The following is a 17,336-nucleotide window of genomic DNA, read 5'->3' on the forward strand; positions in this document are numbered from 1 at the left end:
ATAAAATAGAAAAGGATTTAACTAAACTTTAATAGCGGAAAGAGATGAAAGAGTCCGTCCGGCTTCAGGAAATGATGAGGGATTCGGTATCTTTATGGCACAGGATGACGGATGTGGTCCATATTTCGGGGTTGACAGCCCCGGAAACTACCGCCGTGAAGATTGTGATAACCATTGCGGTTGCCGGGTTGTTTTATTTTATTGTACGCCGCTGGCTTTCGGTTGTCTTAAAGAAAATAGTAGGAAAGACTAAAAATACCTGGGATGATGTTTTGTTTGAACAAGGTTTTTTCCGGAAGTTGTCGGCGTTGATCCCTCCTCTGGCAGCTTATGTTGTGTTATCGTTTCTGGACTGGAAAATCAAGGGGGTTCTTCTGCGTTTGGTGGATATTTGGTTGGTTATTATTGTTTTGTTTATAGTGTTTGCTTTGCTGAATGCTGTTAATAAAATTTATGAGAGTTATCCTATATCCAGGAATCGGCCGATTACTTTTTTTATCCAGTTGATTAAAGTATTTTTATATACGGTTGTGGTGATTACGATAGTCAGTATATTGGTTAACAAATCACCGGAGCATCTGATTGTGGGCTTGAGTGCTTTTGCTGCCGTTTTGTTGTTGATTTTCAAAGATTCTATTCTCGGTTTTGTTGCCGGTATTCAGTTGACAGCCAATAAGATGATTCGAATCGGAGATTGGATTCAAATGGATAAGAATAATGCCAACGGGACTGTATTGGAGATTAATCTTTATACGGTTAAAGTGCAGAATTGGGATATGACTATATCTACTATACCGACTTATCAGTTGGTGTCGGATTCTTTTACCAATTGGCAGGGGATGCGGGATTCTGACGGCCGGCGGATTATGCGGAGTGTTAACATTGACATGCATTCGGTTCATTTCCTTTCGCATGAGGAAATCGCGAAATTTACTTCTTCGGAGTTTCTGAAAGAGTATATTGACCAGATGCTGGATAAGCTGGGAAATATCAATAAGGATAAAATGACGGTACTGGATGAACGTAAATTGACTAATATCGGTATTTTCCGTTATTATATGGATGCCTGGTTGGAAGCCAATCCGGATATTAATGTGAATATGACCCACATGGTGCGTCAGCTGCAGCCGGGACCGACGGGCATGCCCATCCAGATTTATTGTTTTTCAGCTAATAAGGAATGGGTGTCGTATGAGAAGATACAGGCTGATATTTTCGATCATATCATGGCAGTATTGCCTGAATTCGGCTTGAGTGTGTTTGAATTTGATTATACGGGTGGGGGAGAAGTGGCGGAATGGGAAAGTAAAGAAACAAAGTAATCAAGTCCCTTTGTCCCTCTGATTTTTTATTTTAATTTTGAGGGCTAAAATGGATTGACATGGCAAAAGAGAAGGTTAAACTCTGGGATAAGCTGAAATATAAATATAAGCTTTCTGTGATTAACGAGACTTCGTATGAGGGTGTGTTTAATTTCAGGTTGTCTCTGTTACATGTATTAATGGCATTGAGCGGGCTTAGTGTCATTCTGGTTACTTTGACTATTTTATTGGTGGCTTTTACCGGATTACGGGAGTTTATACCCGGTTATCCGGATGGCAATTTGCGCCAGAAGATAGCCGGAAATGCGATCCGGGTGGATTCTTTGGAAGAGGAATTAAATAAGCGTGACCGTTTTATGAAATCTTTGCAGGTAATGTTGAGTGGCGGGGATTCTACGAGTGTGGCGCGTATCAGGAAAGATTCCCTGAAAGGTGAGCATGACTCAATCCGGTTTCAGATTTCACAACAGGAGAGTGAGTTCCGGGCGGCAATGGAGGAAAAAGAACGTTTTAACCTGGGATTTGGAATCAAGGAACCCAATAAGGATTACTATCATTTTTTTCCCCCTGTGGAGGGTATTGTCACCAATAGTTTTGATGAAGAGAAGAGGCATTTTGGAACGGATATCGTTGCCAAATCCAATGCTAAAGTTGCTGCTGCTCTGGACGGTGTGGTGATTTTCACCGATTGGACGGTCAAAACGGGTTATGTTATCCTGGTGCAGCATGTCAATGACTTGGTTTCGGTTTATAAGCATAATTCCACTTTGCTGAAACAGCAGGGGGATTATGTCAGGGCAGGGGAGGTGATTGCCATTGTCGGAAATACCGGGGAAGAATCCAGTGGCCCGCATTTACATTTTGAATTGTGGCGGGCAGGCAATCCTCTGAATCTGGAAAATTTTATGAAGTTTAAATGATGAAGAATCTGGCTGTATTAGGTTCTACCGGCTCCATTGGGACCCAGACTTTACAGGTCGTGGAGGCTCATCCCGAACGTTTCCGGGTGGAAGTGCTCACGGCTAATCAGAATGTGGATTTGTTGGCTGAACAGGCGCTGAAATTTAGGCCGGACAGTGTGGTGATTGCCAATGAAGAAAAATATCCGCAGTTGAAAGAAGCTTTGGCTGCAGAAGACATTAAAGTTTATGCCGGAGCTGAGGCAATAGCCCAGGTGGTCACTCTGGCGAATGTGGATTTAGTGGTAACGGCTATGGTGGGATACAGCGGGTTGGTGCCGACGATAAATGCCATCCGGGCAGGAAAAAATATAGCTTTGGCTAATAAAGAAACTTTAGTAGTGGCGGGAGAGCTGATTAGCCGTTTGGTGGAAGAGCATAAGGTGGCTATATTGCCTGTAGATTCTGAACATTCGGCTATTTTTCAGTGTCTGGCGGGGGAGCATCGGAGCCGGGTGGAGAAATTGATCCTGACTGCTTCCGGAGGACCTTTCCGGGGAAAGGATTCCGGTTTTTTAGCGGGAGTGACTCCGGCGGATGCCTTGAAACATCCCAACTGGACGATGGGTGCAAAGGTGACAATAGATTCGGCTTCTATGATGAACAAGGGCTTTGAGGTAATTGAAGCCAAATGGCTGTTTGGAATTTCGCCGGACCGGATAGATGTGGTGGTACACCCTCAGTCCATTGTCCATTCGATGGTACAGTTTTCCGACGGTTGCATCAAGGCTCAGTTGGGAGTGCCGGATATGCGGCTTCCGATTCAATATGCCCTGACTTTTCCTGATCGGGTGGATGCGGATTTCGGGAGGTTGGATTTTTGCAAATATCCCGACCTTACTTTTGAGAAGCCTGATGTCGGGACTTTCCGGAATTTAGGGTTGGCTTATGAGGCTATGCACCGGGGAGGAAATATGCCGTGTATTCTGAATGCAGCCAATGAAGTGGCTGTGGACGCTTTTTTGCATGGGAAATGCTCTTTTACAGCGATGCCGGATTTGATTGGGGCGACGATGGCAAAAGCGGAATTTATAGGTAAACCAGATCTGGAAGATTACATGGAGACGGACCGGAGCAGTCGTCAGATTGCCCGGGAATATCTTAAAAGTTTAAATTTTTAAGTATGGATATTTTAATTAAGATTACGCAATTTATATTGAGTCTTTCTATTTTAGTGCTTTTTCATGAATTCGGGCATTTTTTGTTTGCCAAATTATTTAAAACAAGGGTAGAGAAGTTTTATATGTTCTTTAATCCCTGGTTTTCTTTGTTTAAGTTTAAAAAAGGAGAGACCGAATACGGTATTGGTTGGTTGCCGTTGGGTGGCTATGTAAAAATTGCCGGAATGATAGACGAGTCTATGGATACCGCACAAATGAAGCAGCCGGTTCAACCCTGGGAGTTCCGGGCTAAACCGGCCTGGCAGCGGTTGTTGATTATGCTGGGCGGAGTCTTGGTGAATGTGTTGTTGGCATTTGCTATTTATATCGGTATATTGTTTACCTGGGGAGAGACTTACCTGCCGGCTAAGAATGTGACTTATGGGGTGGTATGTGATAGTGTGTTCCGGGAGATGGGCATGCAAAAAGGCGACCGTATTGTCAGTCTTGACTACCGGGAAGTGGAACGTTTCAGCGATATTATTCCTGATATTTTACTGAATTATCCGAAAACCATTCAGGTTGTCCGCGACGGGGAAGAGATTAGCCTGGATATTCCGGACACTTTTGTAAAAAGCTTGCTGGAGTTGTCTTCCAAAAGCTATAAGCTGAGTCCGCTGTTGACTCCCCGTCTTCCGGTCAGCCGGGTGAAGATTAATGCTTTTGCCGACTATTCTGTTGCTTATGATGCCGGGATGAGAGAAGGCGATGAAATTCTCTCCGTGAACGGGAAAGAATTTCAGTTTTATGATGAGTTTACGGACATACTGGCTGAAAATAAAGGGAAATCAGTGGAAGCCAAGGTGCTGCGAAATGGGGATACCCTGAGTTTTCATTTTACGTTGGGAAATGACGGTATGTTCGGCATTAATCCGCTTTTGCCGGCAAATATGTTTGAGTTGGCCACCCGCAAGTATGGCTTTATGGAGGCTATCCCTGCCGGCATCCGGATGGGCATCAGCCAATTGGGAGTTTATGTGAAGCAGTTGAAGCTGTTGTTTGCCCAAGGTGGTGTTGCCTATAAATCTGTGGGAGGAATGGTTTCTATTGCCAATATATTTCCGGGGGTATGGAGTTGGGAAAGTTTCTGGAATCTGACCGCCCTGATTTCCATTATGCTGGCGGTTGTCAATGTATTGCCTGTTCCGGCTTTGGACGGAGGGCATGTGTTGTTCCTGTTGTATGAGGTGATTACCCGCCGGAAGCCCGGAGAGAAGTTTATGGAACATGCACAGATAGTTGGTATGTGTCTGATTTTCGGTTTGTTTATTCTGGCTACTGTGAATGATGTAATGAAGTTTTTCGGATAGGATATTTTTAAATGGAAGATAAAGTAAAGGCTTTCCGGGACTACCGTGCCCGGATGAATGAGAAGATTTTAGGGTCTGGTAATAAAGTGATTAAGCGTATCTATAATATTGATACGAATACTTACATGGATGGGGCGCTTCCGGCTAAGGTGAAAGAGATGCTGGGGCTGGCCACTTCAATAGTATTGAGGTGTGATGATTGTATAAAATATCACTTGGAGAAGTGTTTTGAACAGGGAGTCACCACGGAGGAGTTGTTTGAGGTTTTTGCTGTGGCGGATGTGGTTGGAGGGACTATCGTTATCCCTCATTTGAGAAGGGCGGTGGAATATTGGGAATTGCTTCAGGGGCATTTGCCGGCAGATGAAGATGTTCATGAATAGAGATTTTTTCCGATGAAATTTTTTTTGTTGATGGTGTGTTTGCTTGGGTGCTTCAAGGGATGGGCCCAGGAAGAAGAAATTCACTGGCTGACTATTCCGGAGGCTGAGGAGCAATATCGGAAACAGCCGAAGCCTTATGTTTTTGATTTTTATACCGACTGGTGCGGTTGGTGTAAGCATATGGATAAAACCACCTATTCTGATCCGGTTGTTGTTTCGTTTATTAACCGTAATTTTTACCCTGTACGCATCAATGCGGAGTCTGCAGATACTGTGCGGTTCCGCAATAAGGTTTATCTTCCGGTGAGGAATGGGCATAAATGGTACAGTGGTCTGGCTTTGGAGATGTTAAAGGGAAAATTGTCGTATCCGACGACTGTTTTTTGGTATGAACCGGCGAAGTTGGATTTGGTCATTCCCGGATATATAGAAGTCCGGAAAATGCAGGGGCTTTTGGTTTACTTTACGGAAAATGTGTGGCAGGTTGCGGAACTGGACCGTTTTTTGACTGATTTTGACCGTGTTTTCGGGGCCGGGGCGGTAAAGGACGGACCTGCTCCGGATTCGGTTTCCTGGATGGATTTCAAGGATTTTGAGGCGGAACGGCAAGCACAGAGGAAGAAAACTTTGCTTTTTCTGAAAGCTTCCTGGAGTAATTCGAGTAAGATGATGGAGCGGGTGATATTTACCGATTCTTTGGTTGCTGCTGAAGTCCGGAAGTATTTTCATTGTCTTCAATTGGATGTGCAGGCCCGGGATACCTTGACTTTTATGACCCATACTTTTGCGAATGCCGGACCTGCAAATGGCCATTTACATCAGTTGGCCATTGCTCTGAGTGAGAAAACTCTGAAAGTTCCGGGTATTTATTTTTTCGATGAAGACGGGAAGCTGTTGGAACGGCTTTATTATTATTTGGATGAGAAGCGGGGCCGCCTGGTGTTGGATTACATCGGGAGTGATGCCTTTAAGACGATGTCCTGGGAAGATTATTTGAAACTGAAGGCTTTGGAAACTTTATAATGCGGGGTGTTATGCTGAAGTGTTTTGTGTTTTGGTTTATACTGGCAGCTTTGTGCGGGATAGGAAAGGCCCAGCAGTTCCACCGGATTATGTTTTATAATGTCGAAAATCTTTTTGATACCTTTGATGATACGGTTACCCGGGATGATGAATTTACTCCGCAGGGGATGAAGCATTGGACAAAGCTCCGTTATATCAGTAAGTTGAGGAATATAGCCCGGGTGGTGGACAGTGTAGGCGGAGGAAACTGGCCCCTGGCGGTTGGATTGGCGGAAGTGGAGAACCGGAAAGTATTGGAGGAGCTGACAGGTAAAACGGCATTGGCGGAGGCAGGTTACGGCATTATTCACCGGGATTCGCCTGATGAGCGCGGAATAGACGTGGCTTTGCTTTATCGCCGAAGTGAGATGCAGGTGCTGGAGGAGAATTTTTTGCAGGTACCTTTCCCTGAAAATAAAGCTATTTTTACCCGGGATGTGCTTTATGCCCAAATGCTTTTCCGGACGGATACCCTGCATTTTTTTGTTTGTCATTTCCCTTCTATGCTTGGGGGAGAAAAGCAAACGGAATGGAAAAGGGAAAGGGCTGCTTCGGTAGTTCGTCGGAAAGTGGATTCTCTTTTCCGCATCAATCCTGAAGCCTCTGTCATCATTATGGGGGATTTGAACGGAAAGGCCGATACACCTGCGCAAAAAGTGTTAGGTACTAAAAATCCGGATAAAAAAATACAGAGCGGTCAGTTATATAATACAGGATATTATCTTTTGAAAAAGAATTACGGCAGTTACCGTTACAAAGGCTGCTGGCAGACGATAGACCATATCATCGTTTCCGGCGGATTGCTCGATGAGGGACACACTTGTTTTGCAAGCCGACGTATGGAGGTCTATTCTGCTTCTTTTTTGCTGGAAGAGGACAAAGCTTATTTCGGTTACAGACCGTTTCCCACTTACCGGGGACCCCGTTATATCGGCGGGATCAGTGACCATCTGCCTGTATATATCCGAATAACTGTGGCGGAGTAGCATTGAAAAAACAAAGGAATATGAGAAAATCCGTTTTGACTTATCGGGCATTCAGACGGGAGTGCCGGCTTTAACAAAGTGTTAACATTTGCGGGGTAAACTTTCAGGTGTTTGGTTTGTCTAATGTAATTAAATATATTGTTTTTTTCTGGTATTTGAAGATATGAATAGAAAAGGAAAGAAATTGTTATGGATTGTACTTTTGGTGGCAGTGGTTGTATGGATTATGGTCACGAAGTCGGGGAAAGACGGAAATGAAACCAAGGCAGGGGCCAGCGGGGGAAGTGCAGGGAGAGGAAATTTACCTGTCAGTGGTATTGTCGCCCAGTATTCCAAATCGTCCAATGGAATTCCGGTGAATGGAAGTTTACTGGCGAATGAAGAAGTGGAACTGGTGACGGAGATTGTAGGTAAGGTTCGTAAAATTTATTTTCAGGAAGGTAGTTTTGTCCGGAAGGGGCAATTGTTACTGAAGGTGGATGATGCGGATTTGCAGGCTCAGTTGACTCGCTCGGAATTTCAGAAAAAGTTATTGGCTGAAAAATTGGAACGCCAGCGTATTTTGTTGAAGCGCGAGTCTATCAGTCGTGAGGCTTTTGACCAGTTGCAGACCGATTACAATATGTTGGAGGCAGACATTGAGTTGTTGAAAGTGAAGATTGGCCGGACAGAAATCCGTGCTCCTTTTGACGGGGAAATGGGATTCCGGTATGTGAGTGAGGGAAGTTATGTGCAGCCCAGTTCTAAAATAGCTACAATTGTGGATAATTCGGTGTTGAAGTATGAGTTTTATGTTCCTGAGAGATATGCGGACAACCAGCTGAAAGGATGGGAGGTATTGTTTCGGGTGACGGGGAGCGACAAACTTTATTCGGCTCAGGTGTATGCTGTGGACCCTTTGATTGATATGAAAACCCGTATGATTTTACTACGGGCCCGTTTCCGGAATGCAAACCATGAACTGATGCCGGGTATGTTTGCCAAAGGACATATTGTTTTCGGGGATAAGGACCGGTTTATAGCTGTGCCGACGGAGGCAGTAGTGCCTGAAATGGACGGGAAACGTTTGTGGGTGGTGAAGAAGGGGAAAGCGGTCAGTGTGCCGGTGGAGACCGAAAGCCGGGATGAGAAAAATGTGGAGGTGATTTCCGGTATCAGTGTCGGCGATACGGTCCTTACGGGCGGATTAATGCAGTTGCGGGAAGGGATGAGTGTTTCTGTTACCCTGAAGGAACTGTAACGGAAGTGATTTTGATACTTTTATTCTATAACTCTTTATTGTGAAATGAGCTTATCATCAACATGCATAAAACGACCGGTATTTGCCACGGTCATGAATATCATCCTTATGCTGGTCGGATGTATCGGCCTGGTATTTCTCGGTGTCCGCGACTATCCCAGTGTGGACCCACCCATTATTTCGGTGTCGACCAGTTTTCCCGGTGCAAATGCTGATGTGATAGAAACCCAGATTACCGAACCTTTGGAATCCGCCATTAACGGTATTCCGGGGATTCGTTCCCTGACAAGCCAAAGCCGGGATGGACGAAGTTTCATTACTGTGGAGTTTGAATTGGAAGTTGACCTGGAGACTGCCGCCAATGATGTGCGGGATAAGGTTTCCGGAGCCATGCGGAGGCTGCCCAAAGATATTGATGCACCTACGGTCAGCAAGGCAGATGCGGATGCACAGCCGATTTTCGGAGTCTCTCTGAGAAGTGACCAGCGTTCATTAATAGACTTGAGTATGTATGCCGACCAGTATTATAAGGAGCGCTTGCAGACGATCTCCGGTGTGAGCAGTGTCTCTATCTGGGGTGAAAAGCGTTACTCTGTCCGGTTGAGGATGGACCCCTCTTTATTGGCTGCTTACGGGATTATTCCGATGGATGTGCAGACGGCAGTGGCAAAGGAAAATGTGGAATTGCCTTCCGGACGTATCGAAGGGGAGAATACGGAACTGACTATCCGTACGTTGGGAAGGTTGATGACGATAGAGGATTTTAATAATTTGGTGCTCCGGGAAGACGGTGATAAAGTGGTCCGTTTCCGGGATATTGGCATTGCTGAGGTGGATGCTGAAGATACGCGTTCCATTATGAAGCGGAACGGCGTTCCTATGGTGGCTTGTGTGCTTATTCCCCAGCCGGGAGCCAATTATATTGATATTGTGGATCAGGCTTACCGTGTGATGGCTGACCTTCAGAAAGACTTGCCGGACGATATAGAAGCGGGTGTTGCATTTGATAATACGGTTTTTATCCGCAGTTCCATTCGGGAGGTAAAAGATACAATCGTGGAAGCTTTTGTGTTGGTGGTGCTGATTATTTTCCTTTTCTTGCGGAATTGGCGGACTACCCTGATACCGGTATTGGCTATACCGGTGTCTTTGGTCGGTGCTTTTTTTGTGATGTATCTGGCGGGTTTTACCATTAATATTCTGACTTTACTGGCTATTGTGCTGGCTATCGGTTTGGTGGTGGATGATGCTATTGTGGTGATGGAGAATATTTACACTAAGATAGAACAGGGGATGTCGCCAATGGAGGCCGGTTTCAAAGGTTCGAACGAGATATTTTTTGCCGTCATAGCGACGACGGTGGCTTTGGTGGCTGTATTCTTCCCTATTGTGTTTTTGCAGGGAACGACCGGACGGCTTTTCCGTGAGTTCAGCATTGTCATTACGGGGGCGGTGATTATTTCTTCTTTTGTGGCTTTGACTTTTACGCCGATGATTTCGACCAAATTGCTGACCCGCAATGTGACGGATAATTGGTTTTACCGGAAGACAGAACCGTTTTTTGAGTGGCTGATTAACGGGTATCGCCGGGGATTGGAGCGTTTTATGAGGGTGAGGTGGGTAGCTCCCCTGATTCTTATCGGTACGGCTGTAGCCATCTGGTTATTGTGGATGGCTATACCTTCGGAAATGGCTCCGTTGGAGGACCGCTCCAATGTCCGGATAACCTCGACGGCTCCGGAGGGTGCCACTTTTGAGTATATGAGCCGTTATGCCGATGAGTTGTCTGACTATGTGGAGGAGAATGTGCCTGAACAAGATAAGATAATCGCTATGATTGGAGGGGGGAATACCAACCGTTCCAATCTGAACCTGTGGCTGAAGAATCCTGAACAGCGCAGCCGTACCCAGCAGGAGATAGCGGATGAACTGGCCGTACAGGTCCGGCAGTTTACAGGTGCCCGGACTATGGTGTCACAACAGCAGACTTTCGGAGGAAGACGGGGGGGATTGCCGGTGGAGTATGTCATTCAGGCGAAGAATCTGGAAGACCTGAAAAGGGTGATTCCCCGTTTTATGGAAGAGGTGAATAAGAGCCCGGTGTTTTCCGTGGCCGATGTAAACCTGAAATTCACGAAACCTGAGCTGACCATCCATATTGACAGGGATAAAGCTGCGGTATTGGGAGTTTCGATGCAGAATATTGCCCAAACTTTACAGCTTACGATGAGTGAGCAAAGAGTCGGGTATTTTATTTTAAACGGAAAGCAATATCAGATATTGAGCCAGATTGACCGGGAGCACCGGAATAAACCTTCTGATTTGCAGAGTATTTATGTCCGGAATACCGCCGGAGATTTAATTGCTTTGGATAATCTGGTGACTACTGCGGAAAGTTCCATGCCTCCCCAGTTATACCGCTATGACCGTTTTGTATCGGCAACCGTATCGGCCGGTTTGGCGAAGAGGAAAACCATTTCCCAGGGTTTGGAGGAGATGGACCGGATTGCCGGAGAGGTGCTTGACGATAATTTTAAGACCACTTTGTCGGGAAGTTCCAAGGATTTTGTGGAAAGTTCGTCCAGTTTGATGTTTGCTTTTGTGTTGGCCCTGATTTTTATTTATTTGGTATTGTCCGCTCAGTTTGAGAGTTTCCGTGACCCTTTGATTATCATGTTTACAGTGCCTTTGGCTTTGATTGGTGCTATGGTTTCTTTATGGTATTTTGATCAGACCATGAATATTTTCAGTCAGATCGGAATTATCATGCTGATAGGTTTGGTATCGAAAAACGGTATTTTGATTGTGGAATTTGCCAACCAGCGGAAAGCGACGGGGGAACCTATGCTGGAAGCTGTGAAAAATGCGGCTGTGGCTCGTTTCCGCCCTATCTTAATGACCAGTCTTTCTACGGTTTTGGGAATATTGCCGATGGCTATTGCGACGGGTGCAGGAGCAGAAAGCCGTGTTGCTATGGGTATTGCTGTTGTCGGAGGGATGGTCTGCGCCACTTTTTTGTCGTTGTTTGTGATTCCTGCTATCTATTCCTATCTTTCTTCTGAAAAAATAAGATTGGTTGAAGAGGAACACCGGGAATAAATTCTGTGTTGACAATGACTGGGTTGTGTACCGGTATGCCGGTTTGACGGATTAAAATAATGGATATATGTATAAGTGTAGTTTATTATTTTTCATTCTTTGTTTTTCTTTGTTTGTGCCGGGGCAGTTTTTTGCCCAGTCCCGGATAACGCTGGATAGTTGTATTGTCCGTGCATTGGATGCCAATTATTCTATTAAGATTATCCGTCACCAGGAATCTCAGGCGGAGAATAATGTGAATTATGCCCCTTTTCTGCCCACAGTTAGTGCCAGTGCCGGACAGAAACAGACTGTTTCGGATAGTAAGGTTACGAATAACGGTGAAGACCGTTTTATGAATCATACCAGGTCGGATGCTTTGTCGGCAGGGGTGGCTCTGAACTGGCGGTTGTTTGACGGTTTGGAGATGTTTATGACCCATGCCCGTTATAAAGAGATGCTGGCTATCGGTGAGTTAAAAACGAAAATGGCTGTCGAGAATTTGATTGTGCAGGTGAGTTCTTATTATTATGATGTGATTCGCCAGCAAAGTAAAGTGGATGCAGCCCGCCATTCGTTGTCGCTTTCGGAGGCCCGTTATGCGGAAGCCCGAGACAAATATGTGTTGGGGGTATTGTCCGGTTTGGAAGCCCGGCAGGCAAAATTGGATCTGAATGCTGATAGTTCGAATTATATCAAAGAAAAGAAATTGCTCCGGAGTGCTTATATTTCTTTAAATACCATTATGAATGCCGATTTGCAGCAACAGGCTTATGTGGAAGATTCGATTGTTTTGCGGGCTCCTTTGCAGTTTAAGGGCTTGTTGGACGATATGTTGCATTGGAATACGACGTTATTGATTGGACGGCGGGACCAGAAGGTGTCGGAATTGGATATGAAAATTGCACGGGCTGCTTTGTTTCCGAAATTGGATTTTGGAACAGGTTATAATTACAGCCGGACTAAAGCACCGGAATCCACCACATCCCTGAACCGTACCAATGGCCCGTACTGGGGGTTCTCGATGAGTGTGGATATTTTCAATCGTCTGGAGAATCGCCGGAAGATAAAAAATGCCAGACTGGACATGGAGATAGCAGACCTTTCTTATCAGGAGGCGGAGTTGCAAATGAAAGCCGATTTGGCACAACTTTATAATACGTATGAGAATAACCTGCAAATGGTGTCTTTCGAGCAGGAAAGTGCTTTGGTTGCTTTCGACAATCTGGATGCCGCTTTAGAAAAGTATAAACTGGGAGAGTTGGCCGGTATTGAATTCCGGGAGTTTCAAAGAAGTTATATTGACGCTGTAGACCGGGAGGTTTCTGCTATTTATCTGACGAAAATATCCGAATTATCTCTTTTGCTGATTAGCGGGCAGATTCTGAAGTAGAGTCTGGCGGCCGTGGCAAAGACATTCTGGTTGCCCTTGGTTACTTTTCAAAAATATTTATACCTTTGTTCTCGTTGTATTAACTTTAAAAAGGATTGTAATGTCTCGAGTTTTAATTATCGGTGCCGGAGGGGTTGGTACCGTTGTAGCCCATAAAGTGGCAAAAAATAAGGTTTTTACCGATATTATGCTGGCCAGTCGTACGAAATCGAAATGCGATGATATTGCTGCAGCCATCGGGGGCAATCGGATACAAACAGCACAGGTGGACGCTGACAGTGTGCCGGACTTAGTACAATTGATGCGTTCGTTCCGGCCGGAGATTGTGATTAATGTGGCATTGCCTTACCAGGACCTGACCATTATGGAGGCCTGTCTGGAGTGTGGGGTGAATTATCTGGATACGGCCAATTATGAACCGAAGGATGAGGCACATTTTGAATATAGCTGGCAATGGGCTTACCATGACCGTTTTAAGGAAAAAGGGTTGACTGCTATTTTGGGATGCGGGTTTGACCCGGGTGTATCGGCTATTTTTACAGCTTATGCAGCCAAACATTATTTTGATGAGATTCATTATCTGGATATTGTGGATTGTAATGCCGGAAACCATGGGATGGCATTTGCCACTAATTTCAATCCGGAAATCAATATCCGCGAGATTACGCAGCATGGCCGTTACTGGGAAAACGGGCGCTGGGTGCAAACCGGTCCGTTGGAGATTCATAAAATGCTGACTTATCCCCATATTGGCGAACGGGATTCTTATTTGCTTTATCATGAGGAGTTGGAGTCGTTGGTGAAGAATTATCCGACCATTAAGCGGGCCCGTTTCTGGATGACTTTCGGACAGGAGTATCTGACTCATTTGCGGGTTATTCAGAATATCGGAATGGCGCGTATAGATGAGGTGGAATATAACGGAGTGAAGATCGTACCTCTGCAATTCCTGAAAGCTGTGTTGCCGGATCCGAAATCGTTGGGCTCCAATTATCACGGAGAGACGTCTATCGGTTGTCGTATCCGGGGAATAAAAGACGGGAAAGAGCATACTTATTATATCTATAACAACTGTGACCATGAAGCTGCTTTCAAGGAAACCGGCACCCAGGCGGTTAGCTATACTACCGGTGTTCCGGCCGCATTAGGGGCAGCCATGTTTGTCCGGGGTTTATGGAAAGGCGCCGGGGTTTATAATGTGGAGCAGTTCGATCCGGATCCTTTCCTGGCCGAATTGGGAGAACAGGGATTGCCTTGGGTGGAACAGTTTGACATTGACCTGGAGGTATGATAAATAAGGACGTTGTTCTGAATCACTGGGATTTATCTGCCGTACCTTCTCCGGCTTATGTGCTTCACCAGGATTTATTGGATGATAATCTGGCCGTGATTGACAAAGTCAGGCAGGTCAGCGGTGCGGAGATTATTGTTGCTCTCAAGGCAAATGCCATGTGGAGTATCTTTCCCGAACTCAGGAAACATTCAGACGGAGCCACTGCCAGTTCTCTGGCGGAGGCCCGTCTTGTTTTTGAAGAGTACGGAAGCCTTTCCCACACTTATGCCCCGGTATATCCGGAAGGGGAGATTGATGAGATTCTGGGGTATAGCAGCCATATTACTTTTAACTCTTTAGGACAGTACCGGCGTTTCGGTGAGCGTGCCCGCAAAGCAGGGGTGTCGTGCGGATTACGGATTAATCCGGAATTTTCTACGGTGGAAACCGATTTATATAATCCGGCAAGCCCGTCTTCGCGATTGGGAATACTGTCTTCCGATTTGACCCGGTTGCCGGAAGGGGTGGAAGGGTTGCATTTTCATTCTTTGTGTGAATCTCGTCCTGCTGATTTGCGGGGGACACTGGAAGCTGTTGAAAAACGTTTCGGGCATTTCTTTTCTCAGGTGAAATGGCTGAATATGGGAGGCGGTCATTTAATGACCCATAAAGATTATGATGAAGATGAATTAATCCGGATTTTACGGGATTTCCGTGCCCGCTACCCGCATTTGAGAGTTATTTTAGAGCCGGGGAGCGCATTTACCTGGGACACCGGTTGCCTGGTTGCCACGGTTGAGGATAAAGTCAGTAATGGCGGGGTGAATACCCTGATGCTGAATGTTTCTTTTGCCTGCCATATGCCCGATTGCCTGGAGATGCCTTATAAACCGGCAATCCTGGGTACCCACGAACCGGGTGAAGGGGAGAAACGTTGGCGGATGGGGGGAAATAGCTGCCTTGCCGGGGATTTTTACGGTGATTGGGCGTTTGACGGAGGGCGGGAACCGCAGGTTGGCGACCGCATTGTTTTCCGTGATATGATTCATTATACGATGGTGAAAACTACGATGTTCAATGGGGTAACTCATCCTTCCATTATGATTTATTCGCCCTCTTCCGGTTTTCGGCTGGTCCGGAAGTTCGGTTATGAAGATTATAAAGGCCGGATGTCCTGAAAATGATATTTTATTCTTCCCTGTCCCGGATGTAATTCCTCCATTTTTCAATCAATTGTTGCATATCTGCCGGAATTTCTGAGTCGAAAGAGAGGCGTTCTCCTGTCGTGGGATGTTCAAATCCCAGGGTTTTGGCATGGAGGGCCTGCCGGGGACAAATGCCGAAACAGTTATTGACGAATTGTTTGTATTTGGCAAAAGTAGTGCCTTTGAGGATTTCGTTTCCGCCGTACTCTTTGTCGTTGAACAGGGGGTGTTTGATGTATTTGAAATGTGCCCGGATTTGATGGGTCCGGCCGGTTTCCAGAATGCATTCCACGACGTTTACATAGCCTAATCTTTCTATAACCCGGTAATGGGTGACGGCGTGTTTGCCGTGGCTTCCGTCGGGGAAGCAGGCCATTACTTTCCGGTTGGTCAGGTTCCGGCCGATGTGACCAGTGATGGTTCCTTTGTCGTCTTCCAGGTTTCCCCAGCAGACAGCAACATACTGCCGGTCGGAGGTTTTATGGAAAAACTGGGCTGCCAGATGGGTTTTGGCTTTTTCGGTTTTGGCAATCACCAATAATCCGGAAGTATCTTTGTCAATCCGGTGGACTAATCCGGGACGTGGGTCATGGTTGTCTTTAAATAAAGGATTGTCTTTCAGGTGCCATGCCAGGGCGTTTACAAGGGTTCCCGTGTAGTGGCCGTAGGAGGGATGGACTACCATTCCGGCGGGTTTGTTTACGACCAGGAGTTGTTCGTCCTCATAAACGATATTCAGGGGAATATTTTCGGGGATAATCTCAAGTTCCCGTTTGGGGTAGGACATGACAACCGAAACGATGTCCTGGGGTTTTACCTTGTAGCTGGATTTTACAACTTTGCCGTTGACTAATATATTTCCGGTTTCTGCTGCTTCCTGGATTTTGGTCCGGGATGCATGGGGAAGCCGGGTCATCAGAAATTTATCGACACGGAGTAAATTTTGCCCGCTATCGGCTTCTATCCGATGGTGCTCGTACATTTCCGGTGTCGGTGGATTTTCTTCGTCCTCTTCTTCGAGCAGTTCCTCTTCGTCAATTTCTTCTAACATCTGACAACTTTATAAGGTTATTCTGTGACCATTAAAGAGTCTGACACAGTAAACTTTTCTTGTTTCAAGGTGGTATATAACCTGATGAAACTGCCTGCCTGGATTTGTCCGCTTGCGGGATATTGTTCGTAGATAAATGCCCTGAGGGAATCGGTGCGTGTGGTGATGCTGCCGTCCGGAATCACTTTTTCGATATTCAGGTAGGCGTTTCTGATCAGTTGGACAGCTTCTTTTAAAGTTCTTCCTCTGAGCTGGGGGATGTAAACGAAATTATTTTCATATCCGCTTCCCAATACGATATCGATAATTGCTCCTTTTCTGAGGAGTTCTCCGGCCTGGATGGCTTTCCCTTGGTGTTGGAAACGGAGTACCAGATTTTTGTATTCCGAAGGTTCATAACTGATTCTTCCGATACGGAATCCTTTTGTTTCCAGCGTTTGTATGGTCTGCCGATAGGCTGCATTTTTCAGGTTGGGGAAACTGATTTTTTCCGGATTCCTGGCATTCAGCGTCAGGTGAATCAGCCGGTTTTCTTTCACCGGCGAACCGATAGCCGGCGATTGTTCGACAACGGCCCCTGGTTTGGCGGTGGCGTCGTATAAAGAATCTATCACCAGAACCCTGAGGTGATGGCCGGAGGCCAGTTCATGGGCTTCTTCTTCCGTAAGGTTGATAAAGGAGGGGACAGCTATGGAAATATCGTGCCGGGTATAGTCCTTCAGCCAATGGAGTACATATATGCTTATGCCGGTTACCAGCAGGAGGGCGACGGCCAGGTTTAACAGAAAAAATTTTAGTTTGCTCATAAATTTATTTTTGATTTACGGTTCCGGAATCATCTTTTATCCTCCTGTAGACCAAAGATGAAAGGTACCGTAAATTCATTTAAAATTTCTCCGGATTCATGTTGTGCA

General features: G+C 45.8%; 14 protein-coding genes. 12 read left to right on the forward strand and 2 right to left on the reverse strand.

Annotated elements, in window-relative coordinates:
• Positions 1-44 precede the first annotated feature (44 nt).
• From D1136_RS09010 to nspC, 12 genes are all read left to right on the forward strand, one after another.
• Positions 45-1,322, forward strand: a complete 1,278-nt coding sequence (locus D1136_RS09010; protein WP_237567037.1) for a mechanosensitive ion channel family protein — start codon at positions 45-47, stop codon at positions 1,320-1,322.
• 59 nt (positions 1,323-1,381) lie between these two features.
• On the forward strand, positions 1,382-2,242 hold the full coding sequence (locus tag D1136_RS09015; protein WP_161877310.1) for a M23 family metallopeptidase: 861 nt from the start codon (positions 1,382-1,384) through the stop codon (positions 2,240-2,242).
• Positions 2,239-3,402 (forward strand): 1-deoxy-D-xylulose-5-phosphate reductoisomerase, encoded by a 1,164-nt coding sequence (locus D1136_RS09020; protein WP_161877311.1) that lies wholly within the window; start codon positions 2,239-2,241, stop codon positions 3,400-3,402. The genes D1136_RS09015 and D1136_RS09020 overlap by 4 nt, the downstream gene beginning before the upstream one ends.
• A gap of 2 nt (positions 3,403-3,404) precedes the next feature.
• Positions 3,405-4,751: an RIP metalloprotease RseP gene (gene rseP, locus D1136_RS09025; RefSeq protein WP_161877312.1), complete on the forward strand. Its 1,347-nt coding sequence runs from the start codon at positions 3,405-3,407 to the stop codon at positions 4,749-4,751.
• Positions 4,752-4,762: 11 nt separating this feature from the next.
• Complete coding sequence (locus D1136_RS09030; protein WP_161877313.1) at positions 4,763-5,134, forward strand: carboxymuconolactone decarboxylase family protein; 372 nt, start codon at positions 4,763-4,765, stop codon at positions 5,132-5,134.
• A gap of 12 nt (positions 5,135-5,146) precedes the next feature.
• Positions 5,147-6,157 (forward strand): thioredoxin family protein, encoded by a 1,011-nt coding sequence (locus D1136_RS09035; protein WP_161877314.1) that lies wholly within the window; start codon positions 5,147-5,149, stop codon positions 6,155-6,157.
• 11 nt (positions 6,158-6,168) lie between these two features.
• Complete coding sequence (locus D1136_RS09040) at positions 6,169-7,182, forward strand: endonuclease (protein WP_161877315.1); 1,014 nt, start codon at positions 6,169-6,171, stop codon at positions 7,180-7,182.
• 163 nt (positions 7,183-7,345) lie between these two features.
• A complete protein-coding gene (locus D1136_RS09045) occupies positions 7,346-8,422 on the forward strand; it encodes an efflux RND transporter periplasmic adaptor subunit (protein ID WP_161877316.1) in 1,077 nt (358 codons plus the stop codon).
• Positions 8,423-8,467: 45 nt separating this feature from the next.
• Positions 8,468-11,521 carry an efflux RND transporter permease subunit gene (locus D1136_RS09050; RefSeq protein ID WP_161877317.1) on the forward strand — a complete coding sequence of 1,018 codons (3,054 nt, stop codon included), beginning with the start codon at positions 8,468-8,470 and terminating at the stop codon, positions 11,519-11,521.
• A 67-nt stretch (positions 11,522-11,588) separates the two neighbouring features.
• Complete coding sequence (locus tag D1136_RS09055) at positions 11,589-12,893, forward strand: TolC family protein (protein WP_161877318.1); 1,305 nt, start codon at positions 11,589-11,591, stop codon at positions 12,891-12,893.
• A 100-nt stretch (positions 12,894-12,993) separates the two neighbouring features.
• Positions 12,994-14,184: a saccharopine dehydrogenase family protein gene (locus tag D1136_RS09060; RefSeq protein WP_161877319.1), complete on the forward strand. Its 1,191-nt coding sequence runs from the start codon at positions 12,994-12,996 to the stop codon at positions 14,182-14,184.
• Positions 14,181-15,344 carry a carboxynorspermidine decarboxylase gene (nspC, locus tag D1136_RS09065; protein WP_161877320.1) on the forward strand — a complete coding sequence of 388 codons (1,164 nt, stop codon included), beginning with the start codon at positions 14,181-14,183 and terminating at the stop codon, positions 15,342-15,344. The genes D1136_RS09060 and nspC overlap by 4 nt, the downstream gene beginning before the upstream one ends.
• A 10-nt stretch (positions 15,345-15,354) precedes the next feature.
• On the opposite strand, the gene D1136_RS09070 is transcribed toward nspC, so the two are convergent.
• Entirely contained in the window at positions 15,355-16,422 is a 1,068-nt protein-coding gene (locus D1136_RS09070) for an RluA family pseudouridine synthase (RefSeq protein ID WP_161877321.1), read from the reverse strand.
• 17 nt (positions 16,423-16,439) lie between these two features.
• Positions 16,440-17,228 carry a PASTA domain-containing protein gene (locus D1136_RS09075; protein ID WP_161877322.1) on the reverse strand — a complete coding sequence of 263 codons (789 nt, stop codon included), beginning with the start codon at positions 17,226-17,228 and terminating at the stop codon, positions 16,440-16,442.
• Between the last annotated feature and the right edge of the window lie 108 nt (positions 17,229-17,336).

Source organism: Odoribacter sp. Z80, from assembly GCF_009935865.1.
Taxonomy (GTDB): domain Bacteria; phylum Bacteroidota; class Bacteroidia; order Bacteroidales; family Marinifilaceae; genus Odoribacter.